This is a genomic window from Micromonospora sp. BQ11 (assembly GCF_052068135.1).
Lineage (GTDB): Bacteria > Actinomycetota > Actinomycetes > Mycobacteriales > Micromonosporaceae > Micromonospora.
The window spans coordinates 72,076-93,310 of record NZ_JBQHDB010000018.1; the positions used below are offsets into that span (position 1 = coordinate 72,076).

At 73.5% G+C, this 21,235-nt stretch carries 14 protein-coding genes and 1 pseudogene; 7 read left to right on the plus strand and 8 right to left on the minus strand.

The features are described from left to right. Positions 1-88 precede the first annotated feature (88 nt). The 4 genes and pseudogenes from ACTMSW_RS28500 to ACTMSW_RS28515 all read left to right on the plus strand — a co-directional run bounded on the left by ACTMSW_RS28500 (position 89) and on the right by ACTMSW_RS28515 (position 6,825). Positions 89-913, plus strand: a complete 825-nt coding sequence (locus ACTMSW_RS28500; protein ID WP_441183808.1) for an MBL fold metallo-hydrolase — start codon at positions 89-91, stop codon at positions 911-913. After that, complete coding sequence (locus tag ACTMSW_RS28505) at positions 910-4,476, plus strand: adenylate/guanylate cyclase domain-containing protein (RefSeq protein ID WP_441183809.1); 3,567 nt, start codon at positions 910-912, stop codon at positions 4,474-4,476. Before ACTMSW_RS28500 ends, ACTMSW_RS28505 begins: the two co-directional genes overlap by 4 nt. 257 nt (positions 4,477-4,733) lie before the next feature. After that, a pseudogene (locus tag ACTMSW_RS28510) lies at positions 4,734-5,168 on the plus strand (hypothetical protein); the annotation flags it as partial. Between the two features lie 193 nt (positions 5,169-5,361). Beyond that, positions 5,362-6,825 (plus strand): serine/threonine-protein kinase, encoded by a 1,464-nt coding sequence (locus ACTMSW_RS28515; protein WP_441183889.1) that lies wholly within the window; start codon positions 5,362-5,364, stop codon positions 6,823-6,825. Between the two features lie 22 nt (positions 6,826-6,847). Here the strand turns inward: ACTMSW_RS28515 and ACTMSW_RS28520 are convergent, their stop codons facing one another. Further along, entirely contained in the window at positions 6,848-7,162 is a 315-nt protein-coding gene (locus tag ACTMSW_RS28520) for a hypothetical protein (RefSeq protein ID WP_441183810.1), read from the minus strand. A 231-nt stretch (positions 7,163-7,393) separates the two neighbouring features. Here ACTMSW_RS28520 and ACTMSW_RS28525 point away from each other — a divergent pair, with 231 nt between their 5' ends. Further along, positions 7,394-9,190, plus strand: coding sequence for an alpha/beta hydrolase (locus tag ACTMSW_RS28525; RefSeq protein ID WP_441183811.1), 1,797 nt, complete (start codon positions 7,394-7,396; stop codon positions 9,188-9,190). Between the two features lie 115 nt (positions 9,191-9,305). Then, positions 9,306-9,824, plus strand: coding sequence for a hypothetical protein (locus tag ACTMSW_RS28530; RefSeq protein WP_441183812.1), 519 nt, complete (start codon positions 9,306-9,308; stop codon positions 9,822-9,824). 21 nt (positions 9,825-9,845) lie between these two features. On the opposite strand, the gene ACTMSW_RS28535 is transcribed toward ACTMSW_RS28530, so the two are convergent. From ACTMSW_RS28535 to ACTMSW_RS28565, 7 genes are read right to left on the minus strand one after another with little or no spacing between them, the layout of a single operon-like run. Continuing rightward, complete coding sequence (locus ACTMSW_RS28535) at positions 9,846-11,036, minus strand: acyl-CoA dehydrogenase family protein (protein WP_441183814.1); 1,191 nt, start codon at positions 11,034-11,036, stop codon at positions 9,846-9,848. Next, positions 11,033-13,036 carry an ATP-binding protein gene (locus ACTMSW_RS28540; protein WP_441183815.1) on the minus strand — a complete coding sequence of 668 codons (2,004 nt, stop codon included), beginning with the start codon at positions 13,034-13,036 and terminating at the stop codon, positions 11,033-11,035. Before ACTMSW_RS28540 ends, ACTMSW_RS28535 begins: the two co-directional genes overlap by 4 nt. Positions 13,037-13,047: 11 nt before the next feature. Beyond that, entirely contained in the window at positions 13,048-14,649 is a 1,602-nt protein-coding gene (locus ACTMSW_RS28545) for an acyl-CoA carboxylase subunit beta (RefSeq protein ID WP_441183816.1), read from the minus strand. Then, positions 14,646-15,773, minus strand: a complete 1,128-nt coding sequence (locus ACTMSW_RS28550) for an acyl-CoA dehydrogenase family protein (RefSeq protein ID WP_441183817.1) — start codon at positions 15,771-15,773, stop codon at positions 14,646-14,648. The genes ACTMSW_RS28545 and ACTMSW_RS28550 overlap by 4 nt, the downstream gene beginning before the upstream one ends. Then, entirely contained in the window at positions 15,770-17,449 is a 1,680-nt protein-coding gene (locus tag ACTMSW_RS28555) for an acyclic terpene utilization AtuA family protein (RefSeq protein ID WP_441183818.1), read from the minus strand. Before ACTMSW_RS28555 ends, ACTMSW_RS28550 begins: the two co-directional genes overlap by 4 nt. Then, complete coding sequence (locus tag ACTMSW_RS28560; RefSeq protein WP_441183820.1) at positions 17,446-18,240, minus strand: TIGR03084 family metal-binding protein; 795 nt, start codon at positions 18,238-18,240, stop codon at positions 17,446-17,448. The genes ACTMSW_RS28555 and ACTMSW_RS28560 overlap by 4 nt, the downstream gene beginning before the upstream one ends. 28 nt (positions 18,241-18,268) lie before the next feature. Further along, positions 18,269-18,913: a TetR/AcrR family transcriptional regulator gene (locus ACTMSW_RS28565; protein WP_441183821.1), complete on the minus strand. Its 645-nt coding sequence runs from the start codon at positions 18,911-18,913 to the stop codon at positions 18,269-18,271. 371 nt (positions 18,914-19,284) lie between these two features. Here ACTMSW_RS28565 and ACTMSW_RS28570 point away from each other — a divergent pair, with 371 nt between their 5' ends. Beyond that, a complete protein-coding gene (locus ACTMSW_RS28570) occupies positions 19,285-21,162 on the plus strand; it encodes a gamma-glutamyltransferase family protein (RefSeq protein ID WP_441183822.1) in 1,878 nt (625 codons plus the stop codon). The last annotated feature ends 73 nt before the right edge of the window (positions 21,163-21,235 follow it).

A 21,235-nucleotide genomic window follows, 5' to 3' on the forward strand; every position in this document is an offset into this window, starting at 1 on the left:
TCGAGACAAAGCCCCTGAAAGGGCACGAACCGGCGACCGGAAGTGCAAGATCGCGGGGGGCGGCGGACGGGGCCGTACGATCGCAGCCATGGGCGGGCATGTGACGGCCCCGGCGGCGGCCCTCGCCGACGGGCTCCCGGAGTGGGTTTCGCTGCTGCGGGCACCCAACCCGGGACCGATGACGCTCGACGGCACCAACACCTGGGTGCTGCGGGCACCCGGCGCGGGGCACGCCGTCGTGGTCGACCCCGGGCCGGCCGACGAGGCGCACCTGGCGGCCATCGCCGCGCAGGGGCCGGTCGGTCTGGTCCTGATCACCCACGGGCACCCGGACCACACCGAGGGCTCGACCCGCCTGCACGAACTGCTCGGCGGGGTGCCCGTCCGCGCCGCCCACCCGACGCACACCGTCGCCGCCGACCCGCTCGGCGTCGGCGCGCCACCTGAGGTTCCCGGTCTCGACCTGCGGCTGGTGCCGACCCCCGGACACACCGGCGACTCGGTCTGCTTCCTCGTCGAGCACGGTGGTGAGCGGGTGGTCCTCACCGGTGACACCATCCTCGGCCGGGGCACCACCGTCGTCGCCCACCCGGACGGCCATCTCGGGGACTACCTCGCCAGCCTGGAACTGCTCTCGACGTACACCGGCGTCCCGGCCCTGCCGGGCCACGGCCCGGCGCTGGCCGACTGCGGTGCCGCCGCGGACTTCTACCTCGCCCACCGGCGGGCCCGCCTGGACCAGGTCCGGGCCGCGCTCGACGCGGGGGCGACCACCGCGGCCGAGGTGGTCGCGGCCGTCTACGCGGACGTGGACCGTTCGCTCTGGTGGGCGGCGGAGTGGTCGGTCCGGGCCCAACTGGAATACCTGGGCCGGGAATCCCACGACGGTGGCCCGAGGTTGGAGCAAGCGTGACCTGCCCGGTGTGCGGAACCGTCGCCGTCCCCGGCGCCCGGTTCTGCCACAACTGCGGGGCCGCGCTGCCGGCCGCCGCGACGTTGCCGGCGGCCGAGCGCCGGGTCGTCACCGTGCTCTTCGGTGACCTGTCGGACTTCACCTCCTGGTCGGAGGACCTCGACCCGGAACGGGTCGGCGCGGTGACCGACCGGGTCCTCGCCGCGCTGGCCGGGGCGGTGAAGACCTTCGGCGGACACGTCGACAAGCTGACCGGCGACGGGATCATGGCCGTCTTCGGGGCGCCGGTCGCGCATGAGGACGACGCCGAACGAGCCGTCCGTGCCGCACTCTCCATGCAGCGGGCCGTCCGCCGGGTCCTCGACGACGAGCGGGGCGGCGGTGCGCCGCTCGGCCTCCGCGTCGGGCTGAACACCGGCGACGTGATCGCCGGCATCCAGGCCGCCATCGAGTACACGGTCATCGGCGACACGGTCAACACCGCCGCCCGGCTGGCCGACGCCGCCGCCGTGGGCGCGGTCTACGCCGGGGCGCGGACCTCCGCCGCCACCCGGCACGTCGCCTCCTGGCGGGCGCTGCGCCCGCTGCGGCTCAAGGGCAAGCGCGAGCCCGTCGAGGCGTACGAGCTGCTGGGCCTCCTGGACGCGCCGGGTACCCGGTCGGGCCTCGGCGACGAGGCGCCGTACGTGGGCCGCGAGACGGAGATCGGCCGGGTCGCCGGTCGGCTGGCCGAGGTGATCGACCGGGGCGAACCCCGCGTGCTGCTGATGACCGCCGAGGCGGGCATCGGCAAGTCCCGGTTCGCCGCCGAGGTGGAACGCCTGGCCGCCGGCTACGACGTCGGTGCCGGTCGGTACGCCGCGCACACCGGCGCGCGGGTGCTCTCGGTCCACTGCGCCGCCTTCGGTGAGCGGCGCCGACTCGCGCCGTTGGCCGACCTGGTACGCGCGGCCACCGGCCTGCCCAGCGACGCCGCCACCGCGCTCACCCGGCCCGCCGTCGAGGAGCGGCTGCGCCGCCTCGGGCAGCGGCTCGGCCGGACCGGTGACCCCGCCCCGATCGCCAGCGACCAGCTCCTGGCCCTGCTCGGGTACGCCGAACTGCCCAACGGCGGTCCCACCGACCAGGCGGAGTGGGGCGCCACCCACCCGGCCGCCGACGCCGAGGCCGTACCCAACGCGGTCGCCGACCTGCTCAGCGCCCTCGCGCGGGAGGCGCCCCTGGTGATCGTCGTCGACGACCTGCACGACGCCACGCCGGAGACGATCCGCGCACTCGGGGGGACCCTGTCCCGCCTGTCCGGGCCGGTGCTGGTGCTGCTGCTCGGCCGGCCCGAGCTGGTGCGTACCGCCGGCGCGTTGACCCGGGTGGCGGACGCGGAGGTGCACGCCCTGCCGCCACTGCGGGGTGCCGACGCGGCTCGGCTGCTCACCAGCTACCTGAGCGGGGGGAAACTGCCGCAGGTCGACGCCGACCGGCTGCTCGCCACCGCGCAGGGCAACCCCTTCTACCTCGCCGAACTGGTCACGCTGCTGATGGAGCGGGGCGCGCTCACCGCCGGCAGCGGCAACGGGTGGCGGCTCGCACCGGGCTCGCTGGGCAGCCGACTGCTCTCCCGTGACCTCGCCGCGGTGCTCGCCGCCCGCATCGACGCGCTGCCCAACGGCGCGCGGTCGGTGCTGCGGGACGCGGCGGTGGTCGGCGACACCGTGCCGGACGGCGCCCTGGAGGCGCTGCGCGACCAGCGCACCGGCCGGGACAGCCGCCCGGCGGCGGTGGCCGCCGTCGAGCTGGAGCGGGCCGTCGAGGAGCTGCTGCAACGGCGGATGCTCCATCGCACCCGTACCGGATTCGCCTTCGCCACGCCGCTCATGCGGGAGGCCGCGTACGCCGGGGTCAGCAAGGCCGAGCTGGCCGAACGGCACGCCGCTCTGGCGCGCTGGGCCGCCGATCCACCCGCCGGGTCCGCCGCGGTCGGTGGCTTCACCGAGCCGGCCCGGGACGACTTCGTCGCCGCCCACGTGGAGCGGGCCGCCGCGCTGGCCGACGCCGTCGGGCTGCGGCCCGACACACCGGCGCGGGCGGTCGTCCCGCTCGGGGTCGGCGCCCTCGGTCGCTCCGCCCGCCGGTCGCTCCAGGCCGGCGAGCCGGCACTGGCCGTCGAGTACGCCGAGCGCGCCGCCGAACTCGCCCGGGGCGCCGTCCCGGCGGCGGACCGGGTGGTGCACGCCCGGGCCCTGCTCCAGGTCGGACGCCCGGCCGACGCGCTCGCCTTCGCCGAGAAGATCGCCGCGAACGCCGGTGACGAGGCCGCCACCCGGGCCAGCGCGCTCCTGCTCGCCGGTCAGGCCCACCAGACGATGGGGGACCAGGGCCGCGCGATCGCCTGCTGGCAGGAGGCCCTCCAGGTGGCCACCGACGGGAACCTGCCCACGCTGCGCGCCTCGGCGATGCGCCGGCTCGGGATGGCCGACTTCATCGCCGGACGGCTCGGGAAGGCGAGCAGCCGGCTCGCCGCGTCGTACCAGGTCAGCGTTCAGGTGCAGGACCGGCGGGGCCAGGCGTGGTCGTTGCAGAACCTGGCCTGGGTCACCACCACCCGGGGCGACTTCGCCGGCACCGACGCTGTGCTCGGCCGGGCTGCCCGGCTCTTCGCCGAGTTGAAGGACCCGTACGGGCGGGCGTGGCTGCGTGGCACCACCGCGTTCGCGCGGCTACTCGCCGGCCGGCTCCGGGAGGCCTGCCGGATGGCGCAGGTCTTCCTGCCCTTCGGCGAACGGGTCGGTGAGGCGTGGGCGGTGGGCACCCTGCGGGCGGTCGAGGCGTTCGCCACCGCCGAACTGGGCGAGCTGGCCGAGGCGGACCGGCGCGCCCGGCGCGCGTACCGGGAGTTCGCCGCTGCCTCCGACGACTGGGGACGCGGGTTCGCGCTGGTCGTACGCGGGGTGGTGGCGCGCGGTCTGGGCGAGCCGGAGCACGCCGCCGACCTGCTCACCGACGCCATGTCGTACGCCGAGCGCACCTCCCACCCGCTGCTCACCGGGATGGCCGGCACGCTGCGCGGCTTCGTGGCACTGGACATGGGCGACTGCGAAACGGCGGAACGGGCCGCCCGTGCGGTGCTGACCGCGGTGGAACCGCACAATCCGCAGGCACCCGCCCAGGTGGGTCCCCGCGTGCTGCTGGCCACCGCCCGGTTGGCGGCGGGCGACTCGGCGACCGCCGTCGGGCTGCTCGCCCCGGTCGCCACCGCCGCCGCCAACTCGCCGTCGCTGCTCTTCTCCCGCCGGCAGACCATGGCCCGGTACTCCTCCGCCCTGCTCGCCCACGGGCAGCGCGAGCAGGCGCTGGACTGGGCCCGCCGGGCGGTCGACGCCCCCGCCGAGGACGTCCGTAGCCAGGTCGTCGCCGCCAGCGCGCTGGCCGAGGCGCTGGCCGCGTGCGGTCGACCGGAGGAGGCGTCGGCCAGCGCCGAGGAGGCGGTCCGCCTGGCGTACGCCACCGAGCAGCGCAGCGAACGCCGCGCCGCCGACGCCCTCCGCGCCCGCCTGACCTCCCCCTAACCCCCTAACCCCCCGCCCCCCCGCCCCGCCCCGCCCCCGCCGCCCTGCCCCGCCCGCAGTTTCGGGGAAAGAGTGGTTACTCGGCGTGGAATGGCCACTCTTTCCCTGAAACTGCCGGCCGCGGTGGGTGGGGGGTGGGGGGTGAGGGTGGGGGAGGTTTGGCGGTTTCGGGGATGTGGTGCGTCGGGGGTGGCCGCTAGCGTGTCAGGTCCGGGTGCGGTCCACTGTGGCGACCGCCCGGCCAGGGGAGGGCCGTGATGAGGCTGCCGCGTTCCGCTGCCGGCTGGACGATCGCCGTCTTCGGCCTGCTGGCGCTGCTGATGGGCGCGGTCGGGCTGGTCTGGCCGGAGGCGTTGCTGCGTCTGCTCGGGTTCGAGATACCGGTGACCCGTGCGGTCGGTGACCACACCGGCACCTTTTTGACGGCGTCGTCGATGGCCTCGTTCAACATGGGCGTCTACTACCTGCTCGCGACCGCCACCGAGTGGCGTCCCTTCTACCGGTTCACCGTCTGGTTCCGGCTGGTCACGTTCACTGTCTTCACCATCGCGGTGCTCTCCGACGTCGCACCGGACCGGTTCTTCGGCGTGGCGGCCTGGGAGGGCCTGGGCGCGCTGGCGACCGCCGCCGGTCTCCGGTGGGACGCCCGCCGGTCCGCCGGTACGTCGGCCGACGACGCCGGGACCGCCGGCCGAGCCGAGATGCCCGCCACGCGATCGGGGACGACCGATGGCGTGGACGTCGATGCTGGTGCCGGGGACGCCGGATCCGGTGCCGGGCCTGCTGAGGCCCCCGCACCGGGTGCGGCTCGCTGAGCGACCGGCCCGGTTGGGTATTTTCGAAGCTGTGACCGACACCCCGTCCGGCGGCCTGCCGATGCCCATCGTGCCCGGTCTGACTGATCTGAACGTTTTTGCCCGAGGCGGCTACGCCACCATCTACCGGGCCACCCAGATCTCGGTGGGGCGCGAGGTGGCGGTCAAGGTCGAGAACCGCACGCTCGACAGCGAGCGCGACCAGGCCCGCTTCCTGCGGGAGGCGCGTGCCGCCGGGAGGATGTCCTCCCACCCGCACGTGGTCGACCTCTTCGACGTCGGGGTCACCGTCGACCAGCACCCGTACCTGATCATGGAGCTGTGCGACGGGTCGTACGCCGAACGGATGCGGACCTCGCCGCTCGGCCCGGCGGAGGCCCGGGACCTCGGGGTGAAGATCGCCGACGCGATCGCCCACTCGCACGCGGCCGGGGTGCTGCACCGGGACGTGAAGCCGGCCAACATCCTCCACTCGCACTTCAACCCGGCGGTGCTGGCCGACTTCGGGCTGGCCGTGCTCGCCGAGATGCGCGACTCGTCGGTCGCGCTGGAGGTGCTCACCCCGGCGTACGCGCCACCGGAGATGTTCAACCACAGCCCGCCGTCACCGGCGGTCGACGTGTACGCGCTGTGCGCCACGCTCTACGCGGTGATGCACGGCCGTCCGCCCCGCTGGCGCTCGGAGCGCAACCCGAGCCTGGTGACCGTGCTGGAGATGTTCCACCAGCCGGTGCCCGGCCTGCCCGGCGTGCCGGAGGCGATGATCGACGTGCTGCGTGCCGGGATGTCCAACGACCCGGGTGAGCGGCCCACCGCCACCGAACTGCGCGACCTGCTGGCCGGCCTGACGCTCCACCCCGACTCGGAGGACCGGGCGCTGTCGGCGCCGCACCGACCGGTCCGGAGTTCCGGCCCGGCCGACCCGTACGACGGCCGCCAGTCCACGCGGCCCGCGCCTCGTCCGCCGGTGGAGGACCCGCACCCGACCGTGCCGACCTCCGACCGGCGGTGGCGACGGCGTTGGTTCCTCGGCGGGGCCGGGGTGGTCGCCCTGGCCGCCGCGGTCGGTGCCGGTGCCCTGCTCGCCGACGGGCTGCCCGGCCCGACGTCGACGCCGACGGCCGGCGTGGCGGCGACCAGCGGGCTGCGGCCGGCCTGCGCGGGGACGGCCGAGCTGCCGTCCGGCGCCGGTTGTGCGGACGAGCTGGAGTGCTTCGGGCCGATGCAGGTGCGCGGCGTGCGGGCCAGCGCGGAGCGGGTGTCCTGCGTGAGCGAGCACACCTGGGAGAGCTACGCGGAGGGTGAACTCCCGGTGGCCCTGGTCGGTGCCGGCTACGACGAGGTCAGCGCGGACCCGATGGTCCGCCGGGTGTGCAACCCGAGCACCTTCCGGCTCACCAGCGGCATCACGTACGTCGACGGCTGGAACCTGGAGGTGCTGCCGCCGAGTGGCGCGGACACCGATCGGACGTACCGCTGCCTGGCCGGGCGGGGCGTGGACGGGCTCGTCACGCCGACCCTGACCGCGAGCTGACTGCCCGGGGCCGGCAGGGTCGTCACCGTCCGCGGTGGCGCTCCCGCACCGCGCGCAGCGCCTCCCGGTTGTCGAGTGTTTCCAGGGTGTCGGCGTCGATGCCATAGAGCCCGTCGGGCGCGGGCAGGCTGGGCATGGGCGGCGGCAGCGCGCCGCGCCGGTCCCGGTGGGCGGCCCCGGCCACCCCCGCGACGGCGGCCAGCAGCACGGTCACCAGCGCGAGAACGACGCCGAGGAAGTCCTGCCGACGCCATACCAGAAGCGTCACCAGAAGCGTCGTCGCCGCCAGTGCCGCGACGACCGCCACCTGTTGCGCGCCGGGCTTCAGTAACCTCACCCGTCCAGCATGGCGATGCCGGCCCGCCTGTCAACCATGGACGATGGTGGGGACGGCCGGCGCCCCGAATCGAGAACTAACAGCGTCGTCCGCGAAAAAATCGTTACATCGCTCGACGTTTTGTCGGAGATGCGGCTCTTCTCCACGCGACATTCATTGCATGCGATCCCTAGAGTGACGGGGGTCGAGCGTCGACTCGACGAGTCCCGTCGTCCACCGGAAGGCGTCCACATGCCACGACCAACCCGGTTCCTGGCCGCAGCAGGAACCGCCGGCGTCCTCCTCGCCGGCCTGGCGGTCGCACCCGCCACCGCCGCCCCCACCCCCTCCGGGTGGGGCCGCCCGGTCGTCTCCGACCGGACCAGTCCCGCCGAGGCACGCCGGGTCGATCGGGTCCCCACGCCCAAACTGGACTGGTATGCCTGCTACGACTACGCCGAGTGCGCCACCGTGCGGCTACCGCTCGACTACGACCAGCCGAAGGGCGCGACGACCGAGATCGCCGTGCTGCGGGTCAAGGCCCGCGACCAGAAGAACAAGATCGGCAGCCTCTTCCTCAATCCCGGTGGGCCGGGCGGAGCGGGCACCGACATCGCCCTCGCCGCGCCGTACTTCCTCGGCGACGAGGTGCTCGACCGGTTCGACGTGGTCGGTGTCGACCCACGCGGCGTCGGCGCGAGCGAGCAGGTGAAGTGCTTCCCGTCGGTCAAGGAGCAGACGAAGGCGTACGCCGGGCTGAACGTGGCGTTCCCGTGGACCAAGGCGGAGGAGAAGGCGTACATCGCCTCGTCCAAGGCCGTCGGCCGCGCCTGCTCCACGACCGGTCGTCCGCTCACCGGCGCGATGTCCACGGCCGAGGTCGCCCGCGACATGGACGTGCTGCGCCGCGCCGTCGGCGACGAGAAGCTCACCTTCCTGGGCTTCAGCTACGGCAGCGCGCTCGGGCAGTATTACGCGAACATGTTCCCCGACCGGGTGCGCGCGCTGGTGATCGACGGCGTCCTGGACCCGACCGCCTGGGTCGGCCGCAAGGGTGACAACCGTTCGCAGGAGGACCGGCTGCGCAGCGCGCAGGGCGCGTACAAGGCGCTGCGGGAGATCCTGGTGCGGTGCGAGAAGGCCGGCGAGGACCTGTGCTCCCTTGCCGCCGGTGACCCGGTCGCCACCTTCGACCTGGTCGCGAAGCGGCTGCGGGCCAAGCCGGCCGTGATCGACGACCCGGACTTCGGCCCGTTCACCGTCACCTACGCCGACTTCGTGGCGTTCACGCTCGGAGCGCTCTACGACCCGTTCGGCTACGACCAGATCGTCTACCTGACGGAGCAGATGCTCGCGGCGACCGACCCGGCGTCGTCGACGGCCGCTCGGAGCGACGCCCGGGCCGCGATCAGCCGGCTCGCCGCGCAGGCCCGCCAGAAGCGGGGGTACGACTTCCCGTACAACAACGGGCTGGAGACCTTCCTCGGGGTGGACTGCACCGACGCGTACCACCCGAAGGACGCCGCGTCGTTCCCGGCGCTCGCCGCGAAGGCCGACAAGCGGGACCCGTACTTCGGGCGGCTCTGGACCTGGGGCACCGCGCCCTGTGCCCGGGACACCTGGACGGTCCGTGACGAGGACTGGTACACCGGCCCGTGGAACCGGCGCACCAGCTCACCGGTGCTCGTGGTGGGTAACTACTGGGACCCGGCCACGAACTACCAGGGTGCGGTCAGCACGGCGAAGCTCCTGCCGAACAGCCGCCTGCTGAGCAGCGACAGCTGGGGACACACCGCGTACGGGACGTCGAAGTGCGTCGACGGGGCGGTCGACGCGTACCTGCTGCGGCTCGCGTTGCCGGCGAAGGGCAAGGTCTGCGTCGGTGACGTCCAGCCGTTCGTGCCGCTGCCGGAGTCGGCGGCGACCCAACGGGCGGACGTGTCGAAGAGCGCCCGTGTCGCGCAGGACGCGCCGGGCCGGGGTGAGCCGAAGCGGCTCCCGCCGGTGGTCGCGCCGCTGCCGGCGGTCGGCACGCTGACCGTCCGCTGAGGACGCCGGGGTGCGGCGGGACGATCGGGCGTCCCGCCGCACCCCGGTCCTGTCCGATTGGCCGGGCCGTGCAACTGCCGGTCCGGGGAACACACCACGCCGGAGGAGGACCCTGGTGATTTCGCACCGACGTCTCGGGGTCGGCTGCGCCGTGCTGCTGGTGTCCCTCGGGACGGTGGCCTGCGGCGCAGAGCGTTCCCTCCCGGCCGTCCCGACCCCCGTCCCCACGACCGGCGCTGCCGTACGGCCGGACGAGGGGACACCCCCGCAGGTGGGCACAGGAGACCCGGCCGGCCTCGCGGCGGACGACGTCGTGTTCGTCTCCGGCGCGCGTGTCGCGCTGTCGGGGTCGGACGTCGGCACGGCACCACAGGCGATCCGGGACGAGAGCGCCGAGGAGTGGCCGGCGGGTGACTACCGGCTGGTCGTGCGCTGCGCCGGTCAGGGCGTGGTCGTGGCCCGGCTGAGGCTGGGTGGCACCGCGACGGGCGAGGAGAGCCTCACCTGCGACCCGAGCGGGGGAACGGTGACCGTGGACGTGCGGCTCGCGTCGTCGGCCACCGGTTCGGCCGTGTCGATCACGCCGACCGGCACCACCGAGGCGATGGTGTCGTACCGGATCCAACGCCTCTGACGGCCCCGGGGTCGGGATGGCTCAGTACGACTTGTCCTGGCCGAGGACGTGCTGGGCGACGAAGTTGAGGATCATCTCCCGGCTGACCGGGGCGATCCGCCCCGCCCGGACGGCGCCGAGCAGCGTCGCCACCCCGTACTCGGTGGTCATGCCGGCCCCGCCGAGCGCCTGCACCGCCGTGTCCACCGCCAGCGCCGCGGCCTCGCCGGAGGCGTACTTGGCCATGTTGCCGGCCACTCCCGCCTCCAGGTCACGCCCGGCGTCGTAGAGTGCCGCCGCCTTGGCGATCATCAACCGGGCGAGTTCCACCTGCACCGCCGCGTGCGCCAGCGGGTGCGCGACTCCCTGGTGGGAGCCGATCGACCGGCCACCCCACACCTTGCGGGTCGCCGTGTAGTCCGAGGCGCGTTCGATCGCGTAGCGGCCGGTGCCGGCGCCCATCGCGGCGACGGTGATGCGTTCGGGGTTGAGCCCGGCGAACAGGGCCGGCAGCCCGGCGTCCAGGGACTCGCCGACCAGCGCGTCGCCGGGCAGCCGGACGTCGTCCAGGTAGAGCAGGAACTGGTTCTCCGGGGACAGGATCTCCATGTCCAGCTTGGACTTTTCCAGGCCGGGCGCGTCCGTGGGCACGATGAACAGCGCCGGCTTCAGCTTCTGAGGAGACGCGTCCGCTGAGCCGGTAACGCCGTCTCCGACAGCGACGCGGGCCACGACCAGCACGTACTGCGCCTCGTCGACGCCGGAGATGTAGCACTTGCGGCCGGAGAGCAGCCAGTCGTCGCCGTCGCGGCGGGCCACCGTGGCGAGCCGGTGGAAGTTCGAGCCGGCGTCCGGCTCGGTGATCGCGAAGACGATCTTCTGGGTGCCGTCCGCCAGGCCGGGCAGGTGACGTTTGCGCTGCTCCTCGGTGCCGTGCTTGTTGATCACCGTGGCGGCGATGGCCGGGGAGACCACGAGCAGCAGCAGCGGGCAGCCGGCGGCGGCCAGCTCCTCGCAGACGATGGCCAGCTCGGTGATGCCGCCGCCCCCGCCGCCGTACTCGCTCGGGATGTTGACGCCGAGGTAGCCGAGCCGGCCGGCCTCGTGCCACAGCTCGGTGGTGTGTCCGCCGCTCTTCGCCTTATCGACGAAGTAGCCGTGACCGTACTTGCGGCCCAGCGCCCGGACGGCGTCGCGGAGCTGGTCCTGCTCGGGGGTGAGATCGAAGTTCATGCCTGAGCCTCCTCAAGGGGGTTGACCACGGCCAGCACGGCGCCGGTCTCGACCTGGCCGCCGGCGGGCACCGGCAGGTCGGCGACCACGCCGTCGGTCGGGGCGAGCACGGGGTGTTCGAGCTTCATCGCTTCGAGGGTCAGCAGCAGGTCACCGGCGGCGACCCGCTGGCCGACCGCGACGTGCACCCGGGTCACCGCGCCGGGCAGCGGCGCGACCAGCGACCCGGCGGCCAGCTCCGCGGTGGGCAGGGGGAGGCGCGGCAGCGCGGTGAGGCTCGTCGCCCCCACCGGGCCGTCCACGAAGACCTCCGACCCCACCCGGCGTACGCGGAACGCTTGCCGGACGCCGTCGACGTCGAGCACCACCCGGTCCGGCGCGGCCTCGACCAGCGACACGGTCGGCCGGTCGCCGGTCGCGTCGTCGTCGGTCGACCGCACCGACCACTCGGCGAGCGCGCCGGTCCGGTCCAGGCGGTAGTGGACCTCGATCTCGCCGTCCGCTCCCGTGAAGCGGGTGACCTGCGGAAACGCCGGCACGTTGCGCCAGCCCGAGGGCAGCCCGGCCAGCACCGGCGCCGCGGCGCGGCGGCCGGCGGCCGAGGCGAGGGCCGCCGCCAACGCGACCAGGGGGAGCTGGTCGGCGGGCAGCAGCGGCGCGAAGACCTCGGGGTGCCGGTCCAGGAAACCGGTGTCGATGTCGACGGCCCGGAATTCCGCGCTGCGCAGGATGCGGACCAGCAGGTCCCGGTTGGTCGCCACGCCGTGCAGCTCGGCCCGCGCCAGCGCCCCGGCCAGGGCGCGGGCCGCCTCGGTACGGGTGGCCGCCCACGCCACCACCTTGGCGAGCATCGAGTCGTAGTGGATCCCCACCACCGAGCCGTCGACGACGCCGGAGTCCAGCCGCAGTCCCGCCCGGTCGAGGTTGGCGAACTCGCGGTCGACGCCGGGGATCGCGAAGCGGTGCAGGGTGCCCGTCGCGGGGCGGAAGCCCTGCGCCGGCTCCTCGGCGCAGAGGCGTACCTCGATCGCGTAGCCCCGTGCCGCGACCAGACCGTGGAGGTGCTCGGGCAGCGGCTCGCCCTCGGCGACCAGCAGTTGCAGCCGGACCAGGTCCAAGCCGGTGGTCAGTTCGGTGACCGGGTGCTCCACCTGGAGGCGGGTGTTCATCTCCAGGAAGTGGACGTCGCCGTCGGGAGCGAGCAGGAACTCGACAGTGCCGGCCCCCACGTAGTCGACTGCCCGGCCGGCGGCGACCGCCGCCTCGTACAGCCGGTCCCGTATCTCGCCGGGCAGGACACCCGGGCCCTCCTCGACGATCTTCTGGTGGCGGCGCTGGATCGAGCAGTCCCGGGCGCCCAGGGCCACCACGGCCCCGGACCGGTCGCCGAAGATCTGCACCTCGACGTGCCGGCCGCGTTCGACGTACCGCTCGATGAAGACCGTGCCGTCGCCGAACGCCGACGCCGCCTCGCGGCGGGCGCTGGCGATGGCCTCGGCCAGCCCGGCGGCGTCGCGGACCACGCGCATGCCGCGCCCGCCGCCCCCGGCGGACGCCTTCACCAGCACCGGGAAGCCGGTGACCTGGTCGGGGTCGGTCCAGGTGGGGAGCATCGGCACGCCGGCCTCGGCGAGCAGCGCCTTCGCCGCCATCTTGTCGCCCATCGCGGCGATCGCCTTGGCCGGCGGTCCGACCCAGGTCAGGCCGGCGTCGGTGACCGCCGTGGCGAACTCGGCGTTCTCCGCGAGGAAGCCGTAGCCCGGGTGGACGGCGTCCGCGCCGGCCTTGCGGGCCGCGTCCAGGACGAGGTCGATCCGGAGGTACGTCTCGGCGGGCGTGTTCCCCGGCAGGTGGACGGCCTGGTCGGCCTCGGCGACGAAGGGCGCGTCGGCATCGGCGTCGGAGTGCACGGCGACGGTCTCGATGCCGAGCGCCCGGCAGGTGGCGAAGATCCGGCGGGCGATCTCGCCCCGGTTGGCTACCAGGAGTCTGCTGATCACAGGTGCGCCCCTCACATCCGAAAGACGCCGAAGCCGTCGGCGCCCTTCACCGGTCCGTTGTGGATCGCCGACAGGCAGAGCCCGAGGACGGTACGGGTGTCCCGGGGGTCGATCACCCCGTCGTCGTAGAGCCGGCCGGAGAGGAAGAGCGCCCCGGACTGGGACTCGATCTGCTGCTCGACCATCATCCGCATCGCGGCGTCGGAGTCCTCGTCGTAGTCGCGGCCCCGCGCGGCGGCGGCCTGCCGGGCGACGATCGACAGCACCCCGGCCAGCTGCGCCGGGCCCATCACGGCCGACTTCGCGTTCGGCCAGGTGAACAGGAACCTCGGCTCGTACGCCCGGCCACACATGCCGTAGTTGCCGGCACCGTAGGAGGCGCCCAGGTTGACCGTCAGGTGGGGCACCCGCGAGTTCGACACCGCGTTGATCATCAAGGCGCCGTGCTTGATGATGCCCCGCTGCTCGTACTCGGTGCCGACCATGTAGCCGGTGGTGTTCTGGAGGAAGACCAGCGGTGTGTCGGCGGCGTTGGCGAGCTGGATGAACTGGGCCGCCTTCTGCGCCTCCTGGCTGAACAGCACGCCCCGGGCGTTGGCCAGGACACCGACCGGGTACCCGTGCAGCTCACCCCAGCCGGTGACCAGCGCGGTGCCGTACGCCGGCTTGAACTCGTCGAACTCGCTGCCGTCCAGAACCCGGGCCAAGACCTCACGCGGGTCGAACGGCACCTTGAGGTCGCCGCTGGCGATCCCCAGCAGCTCCTCCGGGTCGTACTTCGGAGGCTGCGGCACCGGGTTGCGTGGCGGCGGGCCCTGCTTGCGCCAGTTCAGCCGGCGGACGCACTGCCGGGCCAGCCGGATGCCGTCCCGCTCGTCCTCGGCGAGGAAGTCCGCCAGGCCCGACGTCGTGGCGTGCATCGCCGCGCCACCCAGGGACTCGTCGTCGGCGTCCTCCCCGGTGGCCATCTTCACCAGCGGCGGCCCGGCCAGGTACACCTGCGACCGCTCCCGAATCATGATCGTGAAGTCCGACATGCCCGGCACGTACGCGCCGCCGGCCGTGGCGTTGCCGAAGACCACGCTGACCGTGGGGATCTTCTCGGCCGAGAGCCGGGTCAGGTCGCGGAACACCCGCCCGCCCGGGATGAAGATCTCCGCCTGGGTCGGCAGGTCCGCGCCGGCCGACTCGACCAGGTTGACCATCGGCAGCCGGTTGGCCAGGGCGATCTCGCCCGCCCGCCGGGTCTTCGCGAGCGACCACGGGTTGACCGCGCCGCCCCGTACGGTCGGGTCGTTGGCCACGATCAGGCACTCCACGCCCTCGACCACGCCGATCCCGGTCACCACGCTGGCACCGACCGGGAAGTCGGTGCCGTACGCCGCCACCGGGGACAGCTCCAGGAACGGGCTGTCCGCGTCCACCAGCAGCTCGATCCGCTCGCGGGGGAGCAGCTTGCCGCGCTTGTGATGCCGGGTCACGTACTTCTCGCCGCCGCCGGCACGGGCCTGGTCGAGCGCGGCGTCCAGCTCCGCCAGGCGTTCGAGCAGGGCCTCGCGGTTGGCCGCGAAGGTCGGCGCCGACGGGTCGATTCCGCTGTCCAATGCACTCACAGGCCCATGCCCTTCGCGATGATCTCGTTCATGATCTCGGTGGTGCCGCCGCCGATGCCGAGGATCCGGGAGTCCCGGTAGTGCCGTTCCACCTCGGCGTCGCGCAGGTAGCCGAAGCCGCCGTGCAGTTGCAGTGCCGCGTCGACCACCTCGGCGCACGCCGCGACCGCCACGTTCTTCGCCATCGCCACCTCGGTCACCACCGGCTCGCCCGCCGCCACCCGGGCGGCCACCTCGTGCACGTACGCCCGGGCGGCCTCGGCGCGCGTGTGCATCACCGCGAGCCGGTGCCGGACGAGCTGCCGGCTGGCCAGCGGACGCCCGAAGGTCGACCGGTCCCGGCACCAGCGGGTGGCCAGCTCGACGCAGCGCTGCGCGGTCGCGGACGCCTGCGTCGCCAGCGAGAGCCGTTCGGCGGCGAAGTGCTGCATGATCGCCAGGAAGCCGGTGTGCTCCTCGCCGATCCGGTTCCCCACCGGCACGCGGACGTCGACGAACGACAGCTCGGCGGTATCCGAGCAGTGCCAGCCGAGCTTCTCCAGCCGGCGCCCGACGGTGAAGCCGGGCGTCCCCTTGTCGATCACCAGCAGGGAGAGCCCGCTGCCGGTGGAGACGGCGGTGGTCACGAAGTCCGCCCGGATCCCGCTGGTGATGTAGGTCTTCGACCCGTTCACCACGTAGTGGTCACCGTCGCGGCGGGCCCTGGTGCGGATGCCGGCCACGTCGGAGCCACCGTCCGGCTCGGTGACCGCCAGAGCGCCGATCGTCGTCCCGGCGAGGGTGGGCCGGACGTACCGATCGATCAGGTCGTCGTTGCCGGAGGAGAGGATGTGCGGCAGTGCGATCCCGTGCGTGAACAGGGCCGCGACCAGGCCGGACGACCCGCCGGAGCGGATGATCTCCTCGGTCACGATGATCGAGTCCAGCAGGTCGCCGCCGCTGCCGCCGACCGACTCTCCGAAGCCGACGCCGAGCAGGCCGACCTTCGCCGCGGTGGCGTGCAGCGTGCGGGGGACCTCGCCGGCCCGCTCCCAGTCGTCCAGGTGCGGCAGCACCTCGCGGGTCACGAAGGCGCGGGTGAGCTCGCGCAGCTGCCGTCGTTCCGGTGTGTCCACGAGGGTCATCGGGCCAGCTCCGGAGCCGGCAGGTCGACGATCCGGGCGCGGAGCAGCTCACCGAGCGCCTTGGCCTGCGGGTCGAACCGGGTGGAGGCGGCCACCCCCTGCCCGAGCAGCCCCCGGATCACGAAGTTGACCGCACGCAGGTTCGGCAGCTCGTACCGCTCCACGCGCAACGAGGCGGTCTCCGGCAGCAGCTCGGCCAGCCGCTCGACGGTCAGCCAGCCGCGCAGCCAGTCCCAGGTCGCGTCGGTCCGCGCCCAGACGCCGAGGTTCGCGTCGCCGCCCTTGTCGCCGGAGCGTGCCCCGACCACCTCGCCGAGCGGCCCCCGCCGGGTGGGTTGAAAGGACGGGGCCCCGCTTAACGCCTCGTGTTGTACCGGGGGCCCTTCCAAACAGGTCACCGTCGGCGGGGCGATCGGCACCCGTACCCCGTCGGGCAGCACCGCGACGTGCGCCACCTCCGCCTGTGGCACGACGTCCGCCGTGAACACCCCGTACGGCGTCGCGTCGCCGGGCAGCGTGGTCAGCGTGCAACCGGGGTACGAGGCCAGGGCCAGTTCCACCGCGGCGGCCGAGAACGCCCGCCCGGCCCGCGCCCGGTCGCCGTCCCGCAGGTGTACGTGCAGCAGCGCGCTCGCCGACTCGGTGTCGGTCGCGTCCACGTGGTCGGTACGGGCGAGCGTGAACTCCAGCCCGTCCTTGCCGACCGCCTCCTCGATCTGTCCCCGCACCAGGGCCGCCTTCGCGGGGATGTCCAGCCCGCACAGGACGAACGTCATCGAGTTGCGGAAGCCACCGAGGTTGTTGACACCGACCTTGAGGGTGCCCGGCGGGGGAGTGCCCCGGACGCCGTCGACGCGTACCCGGTCCGGCCCGTCCTGGCTCAGCCGCACGGTGTCGAGGTGCGTCACCACGTCCGGCCCGAGGTACGCGGGCGCACCCACCTCGTACAGCAGTTGGGCGGTGACCGTCTCGACGGTGACCGCGCCGCCGGTACCGACGTGCTTGGTGATGACCGAGGAGCCGTCCGGGTGCAGCTCGGCGACCGGGAACCCGGGCCGGTGACCACCGTCGGGCAGCTCCGTGAAGAAGCTGAAGTTGCCCCCGGTCACCTGGGCGCCGCACTCCAGCAGGTGCCCGGCGACCGTCGCCCCGGCCAGCGCGTCGAGGTCGTCGCGCCCCCACCCGAACCGGGCGATCCCCGGACCCACCACCAGGGACGCGTCGGTCACCCGGCCGGTCACCACGACGTCCGCCCCGGCGTCCAGGCAGGCGGCGATGCCGAACGCGCCCAGGTACGCGTTCGCGGTCAGCGCGTCCGGCCGCTGGAGAGCGTCCCCCTCGACGTACGCGACCCGCGCGTCCAGCCCGAGTCGCTCCGCGAGCGACCCGATCGCGGCGGCCAGCCCGGCGGGGTTCAGGCCGCCTGCGTTGGTCACCAGCCGCACGCCCCGGTCCAGCGCGGTCCCGAGGGTGCCCTCAAGCTGCCGGAGGAAGGTCTTCGCGTACCCGAGTGACGGGTCGCGCATCCGGTCGCGGCCGAGGATCAGCATGGTCAACTCGGCCAGGTAGTCCCCGGTGAGCACGTCCAGCTCGCCGCCGTCGAGCATCTCCCGCCAGGCGGTCGACCGGTCGCCGTAGAAGCCGGAGGCGTTGCCGACGCGCAGCACGCCGCTCATGCCGGCACTCCGCTGCCCCGCGGTTCGCGGCCGGCACCGGGTGGACCAGCGAAGGCCTGCGCCACGTCGAGCCACGCGTCGGCGACCGGGCCGGTGGCGACGAGAGCCAGGTCGGCGCGGTGCCGTCGCTGGGTGACCAGCAGGCAGAAGTCCCGCACCGGACCGGTGACCCGGTCGGTGGCGTCGGCCGGGCCGTACGCCCAGGTGTCGCCGTCGGGGGCGGAGAGTTCGACCCGCACCGGCGCCGTCGGCACCGGACGGCCGTGGGCGGCGAAGCCGTGCCCGAGCGTACGGACGCCGAGGTGCGCGACGTGTCGCAGGCGGGCGGTGGCCGGGCGGGTGACGCCGAGCGCGTCGGCGACGTCCTCGCCGTGCGCCCAGGTCTCCATGATCCGGGCGGTGACCATGGAGGCGGGCGACATGCGGGTGCCGTACCACGGGATCTTCTCGTCGGGCGGCGCGGCGGCGAGCGCGGCGGCCAGCGTGGCGCGGCCGGCCCGCCACCGGGGCAGCAGGTCGGCGGGCGGGGCCAGGAACTCCTCCGCGCCGGCGTCGACCAGGCGGCTCGGGTCGGGCGTGGCGGTCACCGAAGCGAAGAACGACTCCACGTCGGAGGCGGCCAGTAGCGCGACGTGATCGGTCCAGGCGAGGTGCGCGATCTGGTGCCCCACCGTCCATCCGGGAGCCGGCGTGGGTCGCGCCCAGTCCCCCGGTGGTCTGCCGGCGACCAGGGCGTCCAGGTGCTCGGACTCGTCGGTCAGGTCCGTGAGCAGGTCCTTCAGGTCGACCATGGTGCCTCCGGGGGTTGCGGGCGGCCGGTCAGCGAGGGTGGGGCGGGAGGTCCTCGGTGGTGAGGTCCCCGGGGGTCAGCACGATGGCGAGCTGGCGCTTCCAGGTGTGCAGCAGCGCGGCACGGCGGGACGAGTCGTCACTCAGCAGGTTGGCCACGCCGAGCCCGCGCAGCAGGTCGAGGGTCGCCTGGACCGCCTCCCGTACGCCGGGCCGGCGCTCGTCGACGCCGAGCAGGCCGACGGTCAGCCGGTGCATCTCGCGGCCGACCCGGGCTTCCAGCGGTACCAGGGCCTCGCGCAGCTCCCGGTCGGTGCGGGCGGCGACCCACAGCTCCAGGGCGGCGACGAAGAGCGGCCCGGTGAAGGCCGCACCGAGCAGGTCGATGACCCGGTCCAGCCGCTGCGGGCCCGCCGGCAGGGTCTCCGCCTCGGTGCGCAGCTCGTCGGCCCGCCGCTCGGCCAGGTGTGCGACCGCCGCGGTCACCAGTGCGGCCTTGGTGGGGTAGTGGTGCAGTTGGGCGCCGCGGGAGACGCCGGCCCGGGCCGCGACCACGGTCGTCGTGGTGCCCGACCAGCCGTGCTCCACCAGGCACTCGACGGTCGCCTCCAGCAGCCGGGCCTGGGTGGCGCGGCTGCGTTCCTGTTGAGGGACACGGGTCGATGCGGTGGGCACGGGGACAGCGTGCCGTGGGCCAAACAAACAGTCAAGACTGATTTTTTTCTTCCGCCACGGCACCACCGGGCCTCACTCCGGGCACTCGCACCCCGCAGCGAACGACTTCCGGTGATTACCAGCGCCCTCACCCGGCCGCCGCCCATGATGCTGCTATATGCCTGCTCCCGTCTATGGAAGCCGACGACAACGCGGACCGGCAGTTCCTCGGGACCAATCGCTTCGTACCGGACGAACACGCGGATACCCGCAACGCCCACCCGGCGACATCAGAGGCATCGCCCGTTTCCCGACGCGTCAGTCACTCCGTGGAGAACCGTCCGGCATGTCGCACGTGATGTCCCCAGGGTGAGATGTCGAAAGGATCTCCTGTGACCGCTCGCAAGGTGTTCCACTCGGTCTTCGCCGTGGCGCTCGCTCTCAACGTGGCTCTGGTGGCCGGGCCCGCGGGAGCGCGTGCGCCGGCCGTGCCCGCCGACGTGTGCGCGAACCCTGCCGGACGGCAGGCGGACGCGACCGGAGGCGCCTTCATGGTGGCCGCCGCCCACCCGCTCGCCGCGCAGGCGGGGTGCCGCATCCTCGCCAAGGGCGGCCGGGCCGCCGATGCCGCGGTGGCCGTGCAGGCCGTCCTGGCCGTGGTCGAGCCGCACGCCTCGGGGCTCGCCGGGGGCACCCTCATCAACCACTGGGACGCGGACGATCGCGACATCAGGTTCTTCGACGGCATGGCTCGGGCACCGCAGAAGGTGACGGAAAATCTGAGAACGCCGACGGAGGAGGAGCGCAGGGCTCTGCGGACCGACCGTTTCCCCACCGCGGCGTCCGCAACCGGGCGGTCGTTCGCGGTTCCGGGCACGCTTCGGGTGCTGGCGACCGTGCACGGGGAGTTCGGTGAACTTCCGTGGGACGAACTCTTCGACGACGCCATCCGGCTCGCCGCCGAAGGCTTTCCGATGTCCGCGAACCTGCACAGTGGCTTCGAGGAACGGTTCAACGGTCGGAAAAGGTGCAACTATCCGGACCTCCGCCCTCGGTACTGCAACGGTGACGAGCCGAAACCGGTGGGGACGACCATCCGCAATCCGGAGATCGCCGAGGTCCTGCGTGAGGTGCGGGACGGGGGTGCCACCGCCTTCTACGATCCGGACGGCACCATCGCACCGGCCATCGTGCAGCACGTGACCGGCGGTGAGATCAAGCTCAAAGGCAACACGGCTGGGCCCGTCGTGATCCCCAGCCTCATGACGGCGGAGGACTTCGGCGACTACACGCCGGTGGAGCGGACCGAGGTGTGCCGCGATGCGTTCGGCGCGACGGTGTGCACCTCGCCGCCTGCGGCGTTCGGGGGAATCTCGGTCCTGCAACAGCTCGGGCTGCTCGAACGCGGTCAGGTGGGCAGGACGAAGCCCGGATCCCCGGATCGCATCCACCTGTCGGTCGAGGCCAGCCGGCTCTCCAACCTCGACCGTCGCGCCTATGTCGGTGATCCGGAGTTCCACGGGGTGCCGGTGGAGGGAATGCTGGAGGGCCGCTATCTCGACTCGCGATTCGGCCTCATCGACCCGGAACGCGCGGTCAACCCCGTGGAACCCGGGGACCCCCCGGGCATACCGCCGCCGGCGCCTCAGGTCGGTGACGAGCCCACCACCATCGACGTCGGCGACCCGACGAGCAACGTCAGTATCGTCGACGCGCAGGGCAACGCGATCTCGATGACGACGACCAACAACAGCCATTTCGGGTCGCACCTCGAGGCGCGCGGCATCATCCTCAACAACGCCCTGAACAACTTCACCGACACCTCGTCGGTCTCACCCGGCAAACCGGTCAACGTCCTCCAGCCGAACAAGCGCCCCACGGCCTCGATGGCGCCGACGCTGGTCCTCGACGAGGACGGCCGGGAACTCCGTCTCGTGGTGGGTGCTGCCGGCGGTTCGCACATTCCCGACTACGTGGTACAGACCCTGGTCGGGGTGCTCGTCGACGGCCAGTCTCCCGCCGAGGCGATCGACCAGGGGCACTACAGCGGGCAGGACCTCACCCGCGACTGTGACGGGGTCAGAGGGGCTCCCTCGGAGCTCGAGGCCGGCAGACGGGTCGCCGTGCGACTCAGCACCCTCGTGGAGCGGGAGCACCCGTGTCCCCGACTGATCGCGCTGGACAGCGGCCTCACCGCCATCCAGGTGCGCGGGGACCAGCTACTGGGTGCGGCGGACCAACGGCGCGACGGGGCTGCGGTCGGCGGGTGACCCGTCCGGGAGTGTCGCACTCCGAACGGCACGGATTCACCTCGGTGGGGTGAGGGCTCCTCACCCCACCGGA